Genomic DNA, 16013 nt, shown 5'->3' on the forward strand with positions numbered 1-16013 from the left:
CTCGCGTTCCCTCCTTGTTGCAGCCGATTCCAGGACACTGCATGACAATCTCGCTGAAGACCCAGGTCCCCGACATCGATACCTATTTGCGCCTGCGGGTCGATTCCGGGCTGAGCGGCTACGGCAGGGACGCGGCGGAAATCGGGCTGAAGAACAGCCTGTTTTGCGTGATGCTATATGACGGTGATGAAGCGATCGGCATGGGGCGTCTCATCGGTGACGGCGGCTGTTTTGTCCAGGTGACGGATATCGCGGTTTTGCCCGCCTACCAGGGGCAGGGCCTTGGCAAGCGCATCATGGCAGCCCTGACTGCCCATATCGAAAGCGCATTCCCGCCCTCGACCTATGTCAGCCTGATCGCCGATGTTCCGGCCAATGCGCTTTATGCCCAATTCGGCTTTGAAGAAACCGCGCCGGTTTCCCTGGGTATGGCACGCCGGGCAGGTGTCAAAAACCCGGCCTGAAAGACCGGTAGCGGGAAAATATTTTCCCGCTCGCAAATCGGGTCGTTTGGGCGTTTTGAGCCGCCTAGGGTCTTCTCACAACCATTGAGGAGACAACACCATGTTTCAGATCGAGCCTCTTCCCGCCACCGAGTTTGCACATTTGAGCAGCCTGAGTGATACGGAACTCGCGCAGAAGGGCATTCAGGTGCACATTTCGGACGGCGCGTTTCCCTGCCGTGTGTCACTTGCCGATGCAGCCCCGGGTACCCGGGTTTACTTGCTCAATTTCGAACATCAACCTGGCGAAACGCCCTACCGCTCCCGGCATGCGATCTTTGTCGCCGATGGCGCGAAGGAAAGCCATCCGGACCCGGACACGATCCCGGAAGTCGTGGCAAAGCGCCTGCTGTCGGCACGAGCCTTCAACCGGGCCCACGAGATGATCGACGCGGAAGTCGTTGAAGGCCGCGAGCTGGAAGGTGTCATCCGGACGTTCTTCGACAATCCGCAAGTCGACTACATTCACCTGCATTTTGCTCGCCGCGGCTGCTACGCGGCAAGGGTTTCACGCACCGCATGGACCTGATCAATAAAGCCTGAGCAAGCCTTCGGAGGTGGCTTCTTCCAGAAGCGCCTCCGGGGTCTGTTTCAGCTTGCCATGCCGGATCATCGCATCGCCGATGTCGCCCAGGTCATCAGCATTGCGCCAGCTTTCCGGTTGCCAGATCTTCGAGCGGACCATGGCCTTCGGGCAATGCATGAATGCCCGGGTGATCTCCACTGCCAGCGCCATCGCCGGCTGTTTGCCCTCCACCTGCATCCGCTCCAGCAACCAGGCATCCCGGACGATGCGGGCTCTGCCCGACACCCTCAAGGTCTCGCCCTTGCCCGGGATCAGGAAAATAAGTCCGACGCGCGGGTCCTTCAGCAGATTGTGGTAGCTGTCGAGGCGGCGGTTTCCGGGGCGGTCGGGGATCGCCAGCACTGTGTCGCTCAAGACGGTGACAAAACCGGCCGGGTCCCCCTTGGGACTCACATCGATCACACCCTCCGGATCAACCGTCGCGATCAGGCAGAAGGGGGATCGTGCAATGAACTGCCTGCACAGGTCGTCCAGTGCCTTGATCTCCTTTACCCTCACCTTTTCGGGCGCGGTTCCGGCATGGGCTTCGAGCTGGTCAACCGTTGTTATCGGGTCGTTGAAATCTGAAAGTGTCGTGGGATCTTCCGGCATGGCAACCTCCCTGGATCTGCCTGCTGGCGCTTTCACCATCAAACGGCGCTGCGAACGCAAAGACAAGGCGTTTCGCTGGAATCACGGTTTTTCCAAACTGGCGCCCCGATTATGGCTAAACTGGATCTTACCAGATCAACATCGCACCCATCATAAAGGGATCGCATTGCCGATTTAAACTTTAACGGTAATCTTTGCGAAATACACCTCAAGGGAGATCCGGCCATGCCGACCGCAGCCAAACGCCGTGCCGCCTTCAAAGCTCTTCACGAAAAAGGGCGTGCTTTCCTGATGCCGAATCCCTTCGATATCGGCACAGCCCGCATTCTGGACGGGTTGCGGTTTGACGCGATGGCCACGTCCAGCGCCGGATATGCCTGGACGCAAGGCGTGAAGGATGCCGAAGGGCTGATCACACGTGACGATGCGCTCGGACATGCCGCCGACATCATTGCCGCGACCAGCGTGCCGGTGAACGGTGACCTGGAGAACGGGTTCGGCGACAGCCCGGACGATGTGGTGGCAACGGTCAAGGGGGCGATCGAGGTTGGCCTCGCCGGCTGCTCCATCGAGGATTACACGACCGATCCGAAACATCCCTACTACGATCTGGAGCTGGCGGTGGAGCGGATCAAGGCGGCGGTGGATGCCAAGAACCGGCTGTCGCCGGATTTCGTTCTGACTGCCCGCAGTGAAGGGCCCGTCCAGACGCAGCATGAACTTGACGAGACCATCAAGCGGCTGAACGCCTTTGCAGAGGCGGGTGCTGATTGCGTCTATGCACCGGAGCTGAAGGACAAGGAACAGATTGCCGCCGTTCTGGCCGCCGTGAAAGCGCCGATGAACGTCCTGGCCGGGCGCAAGAACTTCCACCTGACCCGCAAGGAACTGGGCGACATGGGCGTTACGCGTGTCTCCATCGGGGCAGGTCTGGCACGGCTTGCCTACCGCGCCTTCATTGCTGCTGCCGAAGACATGAAAGACGGTGGCACGTTCGGCTGTTTCGACAGGACCGAAACCATGCCGGAAGGAATTCCCGATTTCGAATCCTTCATGAAAACAAGGCCCTGATTCGTAATGGACGCCCAACAGGTTTCCGAAGGCTTTGACCTGGCGAACCCGGGTGATGCAGTCGCAATGACCGAACTCGCCCGGCGGGCCTATGCGCATTATATCCCGGTCATCAACGCCGTGCCCGTGCCAATGACCGCCGATTATGCCGCGCATATCCGGCGGGACGATGTCTGGGTGCTCCGCTCCGGCACCTCTCTTGCCGCCAGCATCGTTCTGATCCGGCATCCGGACCATCTCCTGATCGAAAGCATTGCCGTTGATCCGGAAGAGCAGGGCAAGGGCCGTGGCAGGCAGCTGCTCGACTGGGCGCGGCGGCGGGCAGCGGACCTCGGGCTGAGCGAAATCCGGCTCTATACCAACGTGCTCATGACCGAAAACCGGGCCTGGTACCAGCGTGCGGGTTTCGCGGAAACCCTTGAGGAACAGCGCGGCGACAAGCGGATCGTCCACATGCGGCTGACACTGTGACCAAGCTGCTTGCCAACTCCGGGTGCGCTGGAAAGCATTGATCCGGGGCCGGGCAGAGCCCGGCCCCGGATGTCAGCAGCTACGTAAGCCTTGGCCTTCCAGACCCGCTACGCCGGACCCCAGGTTTTCTGCTTCTTCTGTTTCATGACGCTTCGGACCATCTTGCCGAATGCCCGGTCCTTGGACCTGCGCTCCGCCAGACTTGCAGAGTTGAAGGCTTCTTCCGCCTTCAGCTTTCGCCACCTGTTCAGCCGGCCAGGTTCCAGGGTGCCGTCCGCCAGCGCGGCCTGAACGGCGCAACCGGGCTCCGTCTCGTGCCGGCAGTCATTGAAACGGCAACGGGATGCCAGCTCGTTCAGATCCGAGAACAGATCATCGATCCCGGCTGCCACATCCGTCAGCTGCAGTTCCCGCATGCCCGGTGTATCCAGCACCAGACAGCCGCCTGGAACCACGTGAAGTTGCCGGTGGGTCGTCGTGTGACGGCCCTTGGCATCGTCTTCACGAATAGCCTGAGTGGCTATGTCCTCGGTGCCTGAAAGCGCGTTGGTAAGCGTCGACTTGCCGACGCCCGAAGAGCCAAGGAAGGCAACTGTTTTGCCCGGCTTGCACCAGGCCGCGAGTTTCAGGCCCGGCTCATCGCCGCGCGCGTCCAGCGTCACGACCGGAACCGAGTTCGAAATCGTTCGAGCCAGATCGACATAGTTTTCCGGATCGCTCGCCAGATCCGACTTGGTCAGGACGATCACCGGATCGATACCGGCTTCGAAAGCAAGGGCGATGTACCGCTCCAGCCGGGCAATATTGAAGTCCTGATTGCAGGAAGACACCACGAACACCGTGTCGATGTTGGCTGCGATCAGCTGGATCTGTCGATCGGTTCCAGGTGCACGGCGTTTGAGCAGGCTCTGTCGCTCCAGCACCCGGCTTGACGGCGGATGAGCGCGGTCCAGCAGCAACCAGTCGCCTACCGTGGCGTTCCTGACAGGCAGGATCGCTTCGTCAAGCCCTTCGCCGACCACGTGAAACGCGTTTCGATGGACCTCGACAACACGGACGGGCGGTGTTGCCGTCAGCTCGTCGGAGCTGATCTGTTGTGCAAAATAGGGCCGCCAGCCAAGTGAAAGAAGCCGTGAAGTGTTTTTGTCCGGCCCATCGTTTTTAGGGCGTGCGGGAAAGAAGTCGGAATAGTTCCGTACCATTGGATTGTCTCGTGAATTAAACACACGTCATCAGGCGCCCGCCAAGGCACCGGTTCATGTATTCAAGGCTCTCTGATCTTCAGAGAGCCTGCTCACGCAATCTCTGACATCCAATCTCCATGGGACGCACCTCGAAGGTGCCCGTTTTAAGTAGTCGCAAAGACGCCCCGATACAAGCATCCCGCAAATGTGACCAGGCTTATTCCGGCCGCTCGCCGACATAGGCAGCCCGAGGCCGGATCTGTTCCGGCGCCGCGTATTGCTCCAGTGCATGAGCGATCCATCCGGTCATGCGGGCAGCGCAGAAGATGATCTTGCCGGCGTCCTTCGGCAGGTCATAGGTCTTTTGTGTTGCCGCCAGGGCAAGATCGATGTTCGGCGCCTCGCCGAACAGGTCACGCGCGACCGTAATCAAACCCGGCAGACGCTGAACGAAGGGGTGTGCGGGCTCGCTGCGGTATAGCACGTCGAGCAGGCAAGCGGCGCGCGGATCCGGACCCCGGTAGATTGTGTGACCGAAGCCGGGCAGGGGCTCGCCCCGGCTCAACCGGTCCGAAAGCAGGGTTTCTATATCGGTGTCCGGCCCGACATCGGACAGCCACGCCGTTGTCCTGTCGGATGCAGCACCGTGGCGCGGACCGGCAAAGGCTCCCAGACCGGAAATGAGGGCTGCGTGGAGGGGCGCCCGGGTGGAGGCAGCGCAGCGCGTCGCGAAGGCACTGGTGTTGAGTTCGTGATCGGCACACAGGATCAGCGCCGCCCGGATCACGTTCTTCGCCGAAGACGACACGCCGAAAGCGTTGGCAATCTGCGTGTGGATCGGCACGTCGACCGGATCTGCGTTGAGGAGAGCTGCAACCGCGTAGCGCAGCAGGGCAGCGCCTTTCACCTGCAGAAGCTTGGGTGCCTGCGTGTAGGCCGCCTTGTCCTGCAGCGGCCAGGCGGCAAGGGCGACCATCAGCCGGTCCAGAGGCGCAAGTCCCTCCGGCAGGTTGGGCGGGGGCAATGGAGCGCTTTCGGCAAACGGGTCTTCCTGCGACGCCCAGAGCAGTGTGGCCACGGTTTCAAGCGTGGAGGTTTGCGCCAGATCGACCGCCGGTCGGCCACGATAGACCGGACCGGCTTCCGAAATCAGCGTCAGTTCGGTTTCCAGCACCGGGTCGCCGGTCAAGGGCCGAGCACCGGAGTAGTCGTCGGCAGCCTTGCGGCCTTTCATGCGGCGCACATCCACCGCGTCGTAGCGGCGCTGCTTGCCCGGGCCGGCAACGGAATTGATCAGCCCCCGGCTGACATAGGCGTAGAGAGTCGCGGGCTGAACACCAAGTTCGGCGGCGGCTTCACGGGCGGACAGGTAGATCGGCTTGCTCATACATTGATTTTAATTATCAACATTGATCAATGCAATCTTCTCTTTCTATCTGACCGGGAAAGAAAAGGAGATAGCCATGACCGAAGCGCCGAACCCCGCCCGGATGACGCCGGACCCGATTGCCGGTTTGGAGGGCGTTGTTGCCGCCACCACCATGCTCAGCCATGTCGACGGCCAAAAGGGTGTCCTCATCCTCTATGGCCGCCATATCGAAGATCTGGCCGGCAAGCTGAGCTTCGAGGAGGCCGTCCGGCATCTGTGGCAGGATTTCCAGATGCCTGAGGCCTCGTCCCTGCGTGAGGCTTTCGGTGAAGCCCGGAGGGCCGCCTTTGCCGTCATGCCGGTTCTTGAAGCTGCCCCTTCCAGCCTCGGCGTTTATGAACGCATGCAGCTGGGCCTGGCTGCCTTGCCGATGTCCACCGGCCTGCCCGACGCGATTGCGATCAGCGGCGCATTGCCCGTCTTTCTGGCTGCGTCTCACCGGATTGCCAGGGGACAGACGCCGATCGCACCGGACAGCACCCTGGAAACCGCAACCGATCTTCTGCGCATGCTGACGGGCGAGCTGCCGCCTGCCGACCATGCCGCCGCGCTCAATCGCTATCTGGTGACAATCCTGGATCACGGGCTGAACGCTTCCACCTTCACGGCGCGCGTGATTGGCTCGACCCAGGCGAACCTGAAACAGGCCGTTCTTGGTGCAATGGGCGCCCTCAGCGGACCGCTGCATGGCGGCGCGCCGGGCCCTGTGCTGGACATGATCGATGCTATCGGCAGTCCGGAAAACGCAGCTGCCTGGATCGGCGAAGCCTTGGCACGCAAGGAGAGGTTGATGGGATTCGGTCACCGGATCTACAGAACAAGGGATCCGCGCGCGGACGTCCTGAAGGCAGGGCTGCGCCTGCTTGGGCCTGACAACCCGAAAGTGCGTCTGGCGGAGGAGATCGAACAGGCAGCGCTTGCCGCACTGAAAACTGCCAAGCCCGACCGCCCGCTGGAAACCAACGTGGAGTTCTATACCGCCGTCCTGCTGGACGCGATCGGCATCGACCGGACCCTGTTCACGCCGCTGTTTGCCGTCGGCCGGACACCGGGCTGGTGCGCCCATGTCCTGGAACAGCAGGAAACCGGCAAGTTGATCCGGCCTTCGTCGCATTATGTCGGGCCGAGCCCCGCGTGACGGAGACCAGCTGAAAGCTTGTTACCGCGAGATACCCAGCCCGGAAGGCGGATCATCCGCCTTCCGGGCGCGTGTGTTCAACCGGTAGACCATGTCGCGCACCCACATATGCAGCGGTGCGCGGTGGTTGAGCGTGGTCCACACGAGGCTGATCGTCACCGACGTTTCCACCGGGCAGGGAACCACATGAAGTCCATCCGCAACTGATCTGGACAGCCGTTCCGGCACCGTGGCGACGAGGTTCGATCCGGCGACCAGACGCTCCAGCCCGGCCGGGCTCGGCACGCGCAAGGCGACTTTCAAGTCCTTGTTCATGCGCTCAAGCTCGATGATGTAGCGCGACCGCCATTGACCGCCGTAGGTGACGAGCACGTGGTCGAGATCCAGATAATCGTCCAGGCTCAGTGCCGCTCCGGCTTTCGGATGCTCCGGATCGAGCAGGCAGACGTAGCGATCCTGATAGAGGTCGCGCCTGTAGAAATGCGGGTCCGACCGTTCGAACGGACCAAGCAGGAGATCCGCCTCATTGCGCAGCAGGCGCTCGTGGCCGATCCCCGACGCATCGATGATCTCCAGGTCCAGGTTGGGCGCTTCGCGCTTCAGAAAATGAACGATTTCCGGAATGATCAGGACGCGTTCATAGAAGTTGCAGGCGATGGTGAAGGTCTGCGCCGCCGTCTTCGGATCGAAGTCCGGCGGAGCGACCAGTTGCCGGAACTCGGCCGTCAACCGTTTGGCCTGATGAACGATATCTTCGCAGCGTTGTGTCGGGTGGAGCCGACGAGCCTGGCGGACGAACAGCGGATCCTGAAACACGTCCCGCAGCTTGTTGATCGTGTAGCTGACCGCTGACTGATTGACGCCGAGTTCTTCCGCCGCACGCGTGAACGAACGGAGCTGGTGCACCCAGACCAGAACCTGCAGCGCCCGAAAATCGACTTCCAACGGATCGCCCGACATCGGCAATTTCCTCCCGGATCCGGCAAGAACACTCGCCACGATTCGTAAAATCAAAAAATTCGATGACAACTATAAAGTCAATCGTATTGCCTGATTTTATTCTGCCCGCTTAACCTGCCATCAGTGCCGGATTTGGGAGGAGAAGGCAGATGGCGGTCGCACCTGTCGACGAAACGCTGACGCTTGCGGACCTGACGCGCGACCCCTATCCGATCTACAAGCGGATGCGGGCCGAAACGCCGATCGTTCAGGTTCCGGCGGCAAACCGTATCTTTCTGACCAAGGCGAAACACACCAAGATGGTGAAGGACGATCCCGAGCTTTACAGTTCGGACGATCCTGTCACACCGATGCGGCGCGCCTTTCTGGCCCACACGCTGATGCGCAAGGACGGCGAGGAACACCGGCGCGAGCGCATGGCCATGCAGCCGGCATTCTCGCCCAAGGTCATCAAGACAGACTGGGCCGATCTCTACCGCAAGATTGCCGCGGAGTATCTCGACCGGCTGCCACGAGGCGAAACGGTTGACCTTTTCACCGACCTGTGCGGACCGGTGGCGGCACGGATCCTCGCGCACATCCTGGGTCTCGACGAAGTCGGCGACGCCGACATGCAGCGCTGGTCGCAGGTGCTGATCGACGGCGCCGGCAATTTCGGCTTCGCGGATGAACCGTTTGCCCGGTCCGATGCAGCCAATGCCGAAATGGATGCCGTGTTCGACAGCCTGATTGCCCGGCATCTGGCAGAGCCCAACAACTCCGCGTTCTCCGTCATGCTGAATGCCCGCGACCCGATCCCCAGAAGCCAGATCTACGCTAACATCAAGATTGCCATCGGCGGCGGCATCAACGAGCCGCGCGATGCGCTGGCAACCATCGTCTATGGCCTGCTGACAAATCCGGACCAGCTTGAGGAAGTGAAGCGGCAGGACGCCTGGGCGGATGCATTCGAGGAAGGTGTCCGCTGGGTCGCGCCGATCCAGGCGTCGTCTCGCCGGGCGACGCGGGATCTGGAAATCGACGGCATCGACATTCCCGAAGGCGTGACGCTGATGACCATCCAGGCATCGGCGAATCGCGACGAGGATCTCTACGAGGACGGCGAATCCTTCAACGTCTTTCGAAAGAAAGCGCCGCATCAAGCCTTCGGCAGCGGCCCGCACCATTGTGCCGGCGCCCATATCTCGCGGCGGACTGTCGGGGAAATCATGCTGCCGATGCTGTTCGAACGGTTCCCCGGCATGACGCTGGACAAGCCCGAAGACGTTGTCTGGAGCGGTTTCGGTTTTCGTGGCCCCCTGAACCTGCCCGTCAAACTGAGCTGACAAAAAGAAACCAACCGGGCCGGGTTAGAGCAGGCTGAAAGGAAAACCGCATGGTGCAGATCACCTTCGTCCAGCCGAACGGCAGCCGGAAGACCATAGAAGCGAGCGAAGGGGCGAGCGTCATGGAAACGGCTGTCAGCCACGGGGTCGATGGCATCTTTGCCGAATGCGGCGGGGCCATGATGTGCGCCACCTGCCATTGCTACGTGGACGAGGCGTGGAGCGACAAGACCGGCGCGCGCACGGACGGCGAGGAAATCATGCTGGAATGCGCGGCCGCCGACTTGCGCGAAACATCCCGCCTGTCCTGCCAGATCAGGCTGACCGGTGCGCTCGACGGACTGGTGGTGCATCTGCCGGACGAGCAGGCGTGAGGAAACGATTTCGAACAAGGGAGGAAACCATGTCGAAGTACCGGATGATGAGATCGGTGGCCGCAGGTGCGCTCACCGTGGGAGCGGTTACCGTAGCCGCGCTTTCGCTAAGCCTTACGGCGGGCCAGGCCGTGGCAGCGGAGGTCACGCTGCGGCTGCACCAGATGCTGCCGGCGCAAGCCAGTGTGCCGAAGAACATCCTTGAACCGTGGATGGCCAGGATCGAGGAAGAATCGGGCGGGCGGATCGAGTTCCAGCATTTCCCGGCCATGCAGCTTGGCGGCAAGCCGCCGGAACTGGTCGACCAGGCCATCGACGGCATCGCCGACATCGTCTGGACCTTGCCTGGCTATACGCCCGGCCGCTTTCCAAGGACGGAAGTCTTCGAACTGCCCTTCGTCATGACCAATGCCGAGGCCGTGTCGCGTGCCTTCTGGCAGTTGGCGGAAGAAACCATGCTGGACCAGGACTTCAAGGACATGAAGGTTCTGGGGCTCTGGGTGCATGGACCCGGGCTGATCCACTCCAAGGACCCGATCGACTCGCTCGACGACCTGAACGGCGTGAAGCTGCGGGCGCCGACGCGGGTGACCAACGACATGTTCAGTTCACTCGGGGCAACACCTGTCGGCATGCCTGTGCCGGCGGTTCCGGAAGCCCTGTCCAAGGGCGTTATCGATGCCACCGTTGTGCCGTGGGAGGTGACCGGCGCACTCAAGATCAACGAACTCGTCAGCAACCACACGGACTTCGGTGACGATGCTCTTTACACGGCAACCTTCGTGCTGGGCATGAACCGGGCGGCCTATGACGGACTGCCCGACGACCTGAAGGCGATCATCGACAAGAACTCCGGTCTTGAACTGTCCGGATTCGCAGGTGGCCAGATGCAGCGGGACGATGCCAAGCCTCGCGACGAAGCGATCGAGAAGGGCGCGACGATGATTGTCCTTCCACCGGAAGAAGTTGCCCGCTGGAAGGAAGCCTCGGCACCGACGATTGAAAAATGGGTAGCCGAAATGGACGAAAAAGGCATGGACGGCACAGGGCTTTACAAGCGCGCCATCGAGCTGATCGAGGAGAACACCGGGAAATAGCCGGCAGTGGTGGTGTGCGGCTCCCCCACAGGGCTGCGTGCCTTTAGGCTCGCTTCGCGGCTTGCCTTTTCGACGGCCGCGCGGCATGTGCCGGTTATTCAGGGCGTCCCGTGATCTGTGGTCACGGGACGCCCGATTTTCTTCACGCCGTTTTGCCGGTCATCCCGCCATCTGCGCTTCGCGAACGGCGTATTCGATCTCCTGAACGAGGCCGTCCTCCAGACCAAGCCGGGCAGCGAGCATCTGCAGGTAAGCCTTTTCCGCCGGATGATCTGGATCGATGGCAAGACGCGACGCGGCGTAGATTTCGGCCGCAGTCTCCTCACAGGTTGCACTGGCCACGACCTTGTCCAGATCAAGCGGCGAGCGCAATTCGTCCATCAGGAACGCCTTCGCCTCGCTGTCCAGTCCGGCCTCGTCGATCTTGTCGAAAATCCGGTCCTGTTCGTCGCGATCAATATGACCGTCGGCCTTTGCGGCGGAGATCATTGCCGTCAGCAAAGCGATTGCGGCCTGATGTTCGCCGCCCGGATGCTCGCACGGATCGAAGGCGGTGCCGCGCGGTGCTTCCAGCGGGATCGGATCATCGGCCGGATACTGTGGGCGCGGCGCGTTCTGCTGATTGGCCTTGTGGCCCTGGTAGGCCTTGTAGGCAAGGCCGGCAACCAGTGCGAGGCCGCCGTAGGTGACTGCCTTCTTGCCGAGCTTGCGTCCGCTCTTGCTGCCAAGCATGAGACCGGCCAGGCTGCCGAGTGCCAGACCGCCACCCTGGGACGACAGAAAATCCTTGCCCTGGGACAGGAGATCTCCGGATCCACCCTTGCGGGCAGTCCCGCGCTGGCCGGATTGACCACCGCCCTGGGTCCCCAGAAACTGATCCAGCAAGGATTTTGCGTCGAACATATTCGGCTCCTTAAAATTGCCGCGTGAAGCGGCTTAAATCACGGTTGCACTATCAAATGGGATTTTCTGCAAGGGACGCAAGTTTGCGTTACACTCGGTCACACTTCTCCAATCCACAATGCTTGTCTTCCAGGCAACAACGAGAACAATCTTGAACTTCCTCGCCTCAGTCCGCAGTCTTTCCCTACGATGCTGCCTCATCGCCGGGACTTTGGGGAGCGGGAGTGCGCATGCCCTGTCGCTGAACGACGAGGCCGATACCTACCGCAAGATCTGGCAGGAGGATCTGCTGAGCGCCTATTCGCGCACGCTTGCCGATGCAGGCGTAAGCACGACCGGCAATCTTTATGCCTTCAACATCAAGGGCTGCTCGCGTGAAGACGCGCCCGGAAGCCTGCTGTACATCCATGCGATCCAGGACCGTGGCCAGCCGCGCGGCAGCGAGTTTCCGACCTATGTCTTCACCTCGGGAACAAGGCAGGACAAACCGGAACTCGCATTCAAGACCTTTGCGGGAAAACGGATCTATCTCTCCGACACGATCACCTGTGAACCGGAGCGATGTCTTCTCTCCGGCAAGACCGGGTTTTCCGATGTCTGCCTGGCGGACCCATACGGCAACCCGGCACCGGATCTCAAAGGCCTGCGCAAGGATTTCTGGACCGATCTCATGGGCTGGCTGGGGCTTTGAGCGGTCATTTCAGCGGCAGCAGATTGTCGTCCTTCAAGGTTTCCATGGCAATGGAAGAGCGCACATGATGGACCGCCTCCTGAGGCAGTAGCTCGTCGTTGATGATGTGGCTGAGCGCCTTCAGGTCCGGCACCACGATCTTCAGCATGTAATCGACATCGCCGGTCAGCGTGTGGGCCTCCTGCACTTCCGGCATGGCGGTCACCATGTTGCGGAACTTGCGGGCGTTTTCTCTGGAATGCGCGCCAAGCGTCACGCCGACATAGGCCGTCACCATCAGACCCAGGGCTTCCGGATCCAGTGCCGCCCGATACCGGCGGATGATACCCGCTTCTTCCAGTTTCTGCCGCCGCCTGGAAACCTGGCTTGCGGACAGGCCGATCACGTCACCCAACTCGGCATTGGTGAGGGCGGCATTGTTCTGCAAGGCGGCGAGCAGCTTCACATCAAAGCCATCCAGCGCAATGGTCATGCGTTACTCCGAAATTTCCTGCATGTTTCGTGCATCATCTTACGCGAAAACACGTGGATTGCACACACACTGCGCGTCCTTCGCGGCATTCTGGCTGCAATGACCCGTTTTACCGAGGAGGACTTTCATGGGACCGTTCCCGCACGACGCGCCGCCGGCACAGATCACGTCTGAAAATCCGGCAGGGACCGATGGCTTCGAATTTGTCGAATTCGCCCATCCGGAACCGGAAAAGCTGGACGAACTGTTCCGCAAGATGGGCTACCTCCCCGTTGCAAAGCACAAGAGCAAGAACATCACGCTCTATCGCCAGGGTGACGTCACATACGTGCTGAATGCCGAACCGGGCAGCTTCGGCATGAAGTTCGTCGACACGCACGGCCCGTGCGCGCCTGCCATGGCCTGGCGCGTCGTCGATGCGCAAAAGGCGTTCGAGCATGCAGTTGCCAAAGGCGCGACGCCTTATAAAGGCGACGACAAGACCCTGGACGTTCCGGCAATTGTCGGCATCGGCGGCTCGCTGCTTTATTTCGTGGATACCTACGGCGCCAAAGGCTCGGCCTATTCCAGGGAATTCAACTGGCTGGGCGAGTTCGACCCCAAGCCGCAGGGCGTCGGCTTCTACTATCTCGACCACCTCACCCACAACGTCTATCGCGGCAACATGGACAAGTGGTGGGACTTCTATCGCGACCTGTTCAACTTCAAACAGATCCATTTCTTCGACATCGACGGGCGGATCACCGGTCTCGTCAGCCGTGCGATCACCAGCCCTTGCGGCAAGATCCGTATTCCGCTGAACGAATCCAAGGACGATACCAGCCAGATCGAGGAATACCTGAAGAAGTACAACGGCGAAGGCATCCAGCACATTGCTGTCGGCACGGACAACATCTACCAGAGCACGGACCTTCTGGCGGACAACGGTCTGAAATTCATGCCCGGCCCGCCGGAAACCTATTACGAGATGTCACATGCCCGGGTGAACGGCCACGACGAGCCCATCGAGCGGATGAAGCGCCACGGCATCCTGATCGATGGTGAGGGTGTGATCGACGGCGGCATGACCAAGATCCTGCTGCAGATCTTCTCCAAGACCGTGATCGGCCCGATCTTCTTCGAGTTCATCCAGCGCAAGGGTGACGAAGGATTTGGCGAAGGCAATTTCCGCGCCCTGTTCGAATCGATCGAGGAAGACCAGATCCGCCGCGGCGTCATCAAGACTGAAGCAGCCGAATAATCCCACTTGCAGGTTGCTTCTGAAAGGCCGCTGTCCTCCGGGAAAGCGGCCTTTGTTTTGCCCTGCAGTCCAGATTTTTCTTTTTCCGATGCAGCAAAGCCCGGACCCGGCTCAGGACTTGATCTTGTTTGCCCGGCCCGAAGGAGTGGCCGCCCTGCCAAGCGACATGCCCCGGGGGAACACGAAAAGTCACGCCATTTCCGGGTGTTGCGCCTCGCTGACAGCGCGATCCGGGGTTTCAGCGGGTATCAATGGAAAAAAATCTTGAGCGTCCTTGGCCGGATTAATCCCGTATTTTCAATACGATAACGACAGCCTGAAGTAGAAACTTGAAAAATTTCACGTGAATCACGTTTTTCCAAGGAACGATTCCATGTGGAACGGGTTTTACATACAGAGGCTGCCGAGTAGGCCCTCTGTTGCATTGTCTAAGCACAAACTCTTTATACCTCCGCACCCCCATGCGGAGGTTTTTTTTGCCTTGGCGCGGGCTGTGCGCGCGACCTCCGCATGCGGGTATTCCCGTTCGAACCGACAGACATCAGACAGCGTTCATGTTCGCCATGACCGCCTTTGCACCGATTTGCTTCAGGAAGGCCTGCGGGTCGAACGCGACCTTGCGGTATTCATCGGCAATTCGGGCCTTCGCCTCCAGAAAGACCTCTTCGTTCTGCCATTCGACAAAGGTGACGAATTTTGCCATCCCCTCGCCGGAAGGCTGCTCAAGCACGAGGTTCTGGCGACACCCTTCGATGCTCTGAAGCAGGCCGCGAATGACATTGAGCCGTTCCAGCAGAACGTCTCGCGCCTCGAGCGGCACTTCAAAGCGGTCTACGCGGTAGATAGGCCGGGATTCCGTATCCGATTTCATGCTTTTCTCCTTGGGATTTGAAAGGAGAGAAAGCTCTACAACCTCAACTTAAATTGAGGTCAAGCGGATATTCGAACTGGCTGGCGGGAAGGGCTGATCAGCCCTTCACCTTCGCTTCCAGCACGTCCCAGACCATGCCAGCCACATCCGGTCCGCCGAGATTGCGGATGGCGCGGATGCCTGTGGGGGCGGTGACGTTGATTTCTGTCAGGTTGCCGTCGATGACATCGATCCCCACCAGGATCAGGCCCTTCTCCTTCAGCGAAGGCCCGAGGCGCGCACAGATCTCGCGTTCGCGCTCGGTCAGCTCACTGTCGGTCGGCGCACCGCCCCGCACCATGTTGGAGCGCAGGTCGCCCGCGGCCGGAACGCGGTTGACCGCACCGGCGAACTGGCCATCGACCAGCAGGATGCGCTTGTCGCCGTGCTTCACATTGGGCAGAAACTGCTGGATGACCCAGGGCTCGCGGAAGGTCGCGGCAAAGAAGTCGTAGAGCGAACCGTAGTTGAGGTCGTCCTGGGTGATGCGGAAGACGGCCGCGCCACCATGGCCGAACAGCGGCTTCATGACGATGTCGCCGTATTCCTTCCGGAACAGATCGATTTCCGACTTGTCCTTGGTGATCAGGGTCGGCGGCATCAGGTCGGCGAATTCGGTCACGAACAGCTTTTCCGGCGCGTTGCGAACGGCTGCAGGATCGTTGACCACCAGAGTGTCCGGATGGATCTTTTCCAGAATGTGGGTCGCGGCGATGTAGGACAGGTCAAACGGCGGGTCCTGGCGCATCAGCACCACGTCCATCTCGCGCATGTTGAACCGGCTCTTTTCACCCAACGTGAAGTGATCACCCTTCACATCGCGCACTTCGATCGGCTCCAGCGCGCAGAACACTTCGTCACCGCGCATCGCCAGACGGTCCGGCGTGTAGTGATAAAGTTCGTGTCCGCGAGACTGTGCTTCCAGCATCATTGCGAAGGCGCTGTCGCCGGCAATGTTGATGGACGAAACATGGTCCATCTGGACCGCAACTTTCAAAGCCATGAGGCAACTCCCGGCGGGCGGCGCCGCTTGAGCGCCTTTGGGATTTTCAGAACGATTGGTCCAGA

Annotated in this window: 19 protein-coding genes; 11 read left to right on the forward strand and 8 right to left on the reverse strand. The window is 60.6% G+C overall.

The window, feature by feature from the left end:
• The first annotated feature begins 41 nt into the window (after positions 1 to 41).
• Together FIU93_RS05210 and FIU93_RS05215 are read left to right on the forward strand one after the other, a co-directional pair.
• Entirely contained in the window at positions 42 to 464 is a 423-nt protein-coding gene (locus FIU93_RS05210) for a GNAT family N-acetyltransferase (protein ID WP_023002317.1), read from the forward strand.
• Between the two features lie 100 nt (positions 465 to 564).
• On the forward strand, positions 565 to 1032 hold the full coding sequence (locus tag FIU93_RS05215) for a DUF1203 domain-containing protein (protein ID WP_055660398.1): 468 nt from the start codon (positions 565 to 567) through the stop codon (positions 1030 to 1032).
• Here the strand turns inward: FIU93_RS05215 and FIU93_RS05220 are convergent, their stop codons facing one another.
• Entirely contained in the window at positions 1033 to 1680 is a 648-nt protein-coding gene (locus FIU93_RS05220) for a pyridoxamine 5'-phosphate oxidase family protein (RefSeq protein ID WP_208997801.1), read from the reverse strand.
• On the opposite strand from FIU93_RS05220, the gene FIU93_RS31315 reads away from it, so the two are divergent.
• From FIU93_RS31315 to FIU93_RS05230, 3 genes are read left to right on the forward strand one after another with little or no spacing between them, the layout of a single operon-like run.
• On the forward strand, positions 1679 to 1858 hold the full coding sequence (locus FIU93_RS31315; RefSeq protein ID WP_173017231.1) for a hypothetical protein: 180 nt from the start codon (positions 1679 to 1681) through the stop codon (positions 1856 to 1858). The two genes, FIU93_RS05220 and FIU93_RS31315, sit on opposite strands and share 2 nt — an antisense overlap.
• A 47-nt stretch (positions 1859 to 1905) precedes the next feature.
• Positions 1906 to 2751 carry an isocitrate lyase/phosphoenolpyruvate mutase family protein gene (locus FIU93_RS05225; protein ID WP_152504999.1) on the forward strand — a complete coding sequence of 282 codons (846 nt, stop codon included), beginning with the start codon at positions 1906 to 1908 and terminating at the stop codon, positions 2749 to 2751.
• 6 nt (positions 2752 to 2757) lie between these two features.
• Positions 2758 to 3222: a GNAT family N-acetyltransferase gene (locus FIU93_RS05230; protein WP_152505000.1), complete on the forward strand. Its 465-nt coding sequence runs from the start codon at positions 2758 to 2760 to the stop codon at positions 3220 to 3222.
• Positions 3223 to 3329: 107 nt separating this feature from the next.
• On the opposite strand, the gene rsgA is transcribed toward FIU93_RS05230, so the two are convergent.
• Entirely contained in the window at positions 3330 to 4424 is a 1095-nt protein-coding gene (gene rsgA / locus FIU93_RS05235) for a ribosome small subunit-dependent GTPase A (protein ID WP_152505001.1), read from the reverse strand.
• 199 nt (positions 4425 to 4623) lie between these two features.
• Positions 4624 to 5793, reverse strand: a complete 1170-nt coding sequence (locus tag FIU93_RS05240; protein WP_075284145.1) for a citrate/2-methylcitrate synthase — start codon at positions 5791 to 5793, stop codon at positions 4624 to 4626.
• A gap of 76 nt (positions 5794 to 5869) precedes the next feature.
• Here FIU93_RS05240 and FIU93_RS05245 point away from each other — a divergent pair, with 76 nt between their 5' ends.
• Positions 5870 to 6973, forward strand: a complete 1104-nt coding sequence (locus tag FIU93_RS05245) for a citrate synthase/methylcitrate synthase (RefSeq protein ID WP_173017273.1) — start codon at positions 5870 to 5872, stop codon at positions 6971 to 6973.
• 21 nt (positions 6974 to 6994) lie between these two features.
• On the opposite strand, the gene FIU93_RS05250 is transcribed toward FIU93_RS05245, so the two are convergent.
• Positions 6995 to 7933, reverse strand: coding sequence for a LysR family transcriptional regulator (locus FIU93_RS05250; protein ID WP_152505003.1), 939 nt, complete (start codon positions 7931 to 7933; stop codon positions 6995 to 6997).
• A 149-nt stretch (positions 7934 to 8082) separates the two neighbouring features.
• Between FIU93_RS05250 and FIU93_RS05255 the strand changes: the two genes are divergently transcribed.
• Genes FIU93_RS05255 through FIU93_RS05265 form a run of 3 tightly spaced genes read left to right on the forward strand, consistent with a single transcriptional unit; the run spans position 8083 to position 10729 of the window.
• Positions 8083 to 9258, forward strand: coding sequence for a cytochrome P450 (locus FIU93_RS05255; RefSeq protein WP_152505004.1), 1176 nt, complete (start codon positions 8083 to 8085; stop codon positions 9256 to 9258).
• Between the two features lie 50 nt (positions 9259 to 9308).
• Positions 9309 to 9632 (forward strand): 2Fe-2S iron-sulfur cluster-binding protein, encoded by a 324-nt coding sequence (locus tag FIU93_RS05260; RefSeq protein ID WP_152505005.1) that lies wholly within the window; start codon positions 9309 to 9311, stop codon positions 9630 to 9632.
• A gap of 29 nt (positions 9633 to 9661) precedes the next feature.
• Positions 9662 to 10729 (forward strand): TRAP transporter substrate-binding protein, encoded by a 1068-nt coding sequence (locus tag FIU93_RS05265; protein ID WP_173017274.1) that lies wholly within the window; start codon positions 9662 to 9664, stop codon positions 10727 to 10729.
• 159 nt (positions 10730 to 10888) lie between these two features.
• Here FIU93_RS05265 and FIU93_RS05270 read toward each other — a convergent pair whose 3' ends face one another.
• Complete coding sequence (locus tag FIU93_RS05270; RefSeq protein ID WP_023002329.1) at positions 10889 to 11632, reverse strand: tellurite resistance TerB family protein; 744 nt, start codon at positions 11630 to 11632, stop codon at positions 10889 to 10891.
• 151 nt (positions 11633 to 11783) lie between these two features.
• On the opposite strand from FIU93_RS05270, the gene FIU93_RS05275 reads away from it, so the two are divergent.
• The gene (locus tag FIU93_RS05275) at positions 11784 to 12323 is read left to right on the forward strand and encodes a hypothetical protein (RefSeq protein ID WP_152505006.1); all 540 of its coding nucleotides are present in this window, start codon (positions 11784 to 11786) and stop codon (positions 12321 to 12323) included.
• Between the two features lie 4 nt (positions 12324 to 12327).
• Here FIU93_RS05275 and FIU93_RS05280 read toward each other — a convergent pair whose 3' ends face one another.
• Positions 12328 to 12795: an Lrp/AsnC family transcriptional regulator gene (locus tag FIU93_RS05280; protein ID WP_023002331.1), complete on the reverse strand. Its 468-nt coding sequence runs from the start codon at positions 12793 to 12795 to the stop codon at positions 12328 to 12330.
• A 127-nt stretch (positions 12796 to 12922) separates the two neighbouring features.
• Here FIU93_RS05280 and hppD point away from each other — a divergent pair, with 127 nt between their 5' ends.
• A complete protein-coding gene (gene hppD / locus FIU93_RS05285) occupies positions 12923 to 14035 on the forward strand; it encodes a 4-hydroxyphenylpyruvate dioxygenase (protein ID WP_152505007.1) in 1113 nt (370 codons plus the stop codon).
• Positions 14036 to 14576: 541 nt separating this feature from the next.
• On the opposite strand, the gene FIU93_RS05290 is transcribed toward hppD, so the two are convergent.
• On the reverse strand, positions 14577 to 14906 hold the full coding sequence (locus FIU93_RS05290) for an antibiotic biosynthesis monooxygenase (RefSeq protein ID WP_152505008.1): 330 nt from the start codon (positions 14904 to 14906) through the stop codon (positions 14577 to 14579).
• Positions 14907 to 15003: 97 nt separating this feature from the next.
• Positions 15004 to 15948 carry a glutathione synthase gene (gene gshB, locus FIU93_RS05295; RefSeq protein ID WP_023002334.1) on the reverse strand — a complete coding sequence of 315 codons (945 nt, stop codon included), beginning with the start codon at positions 15946 to 15948 and terminating at the stop codon, positions 15004 to 15006.
• Positions 15949 to 16013: the final 65 nt, after the last annotated feature.

This window comes from Labrenzia sp. THAF35 (assembly GCF_009363595.1).
Lineage (GTDB): Bacteria > Pseudomonadota > Alphaproteobacteria > Rhizobiales > Stappiaceae > Roseibium > Roseibium algicola.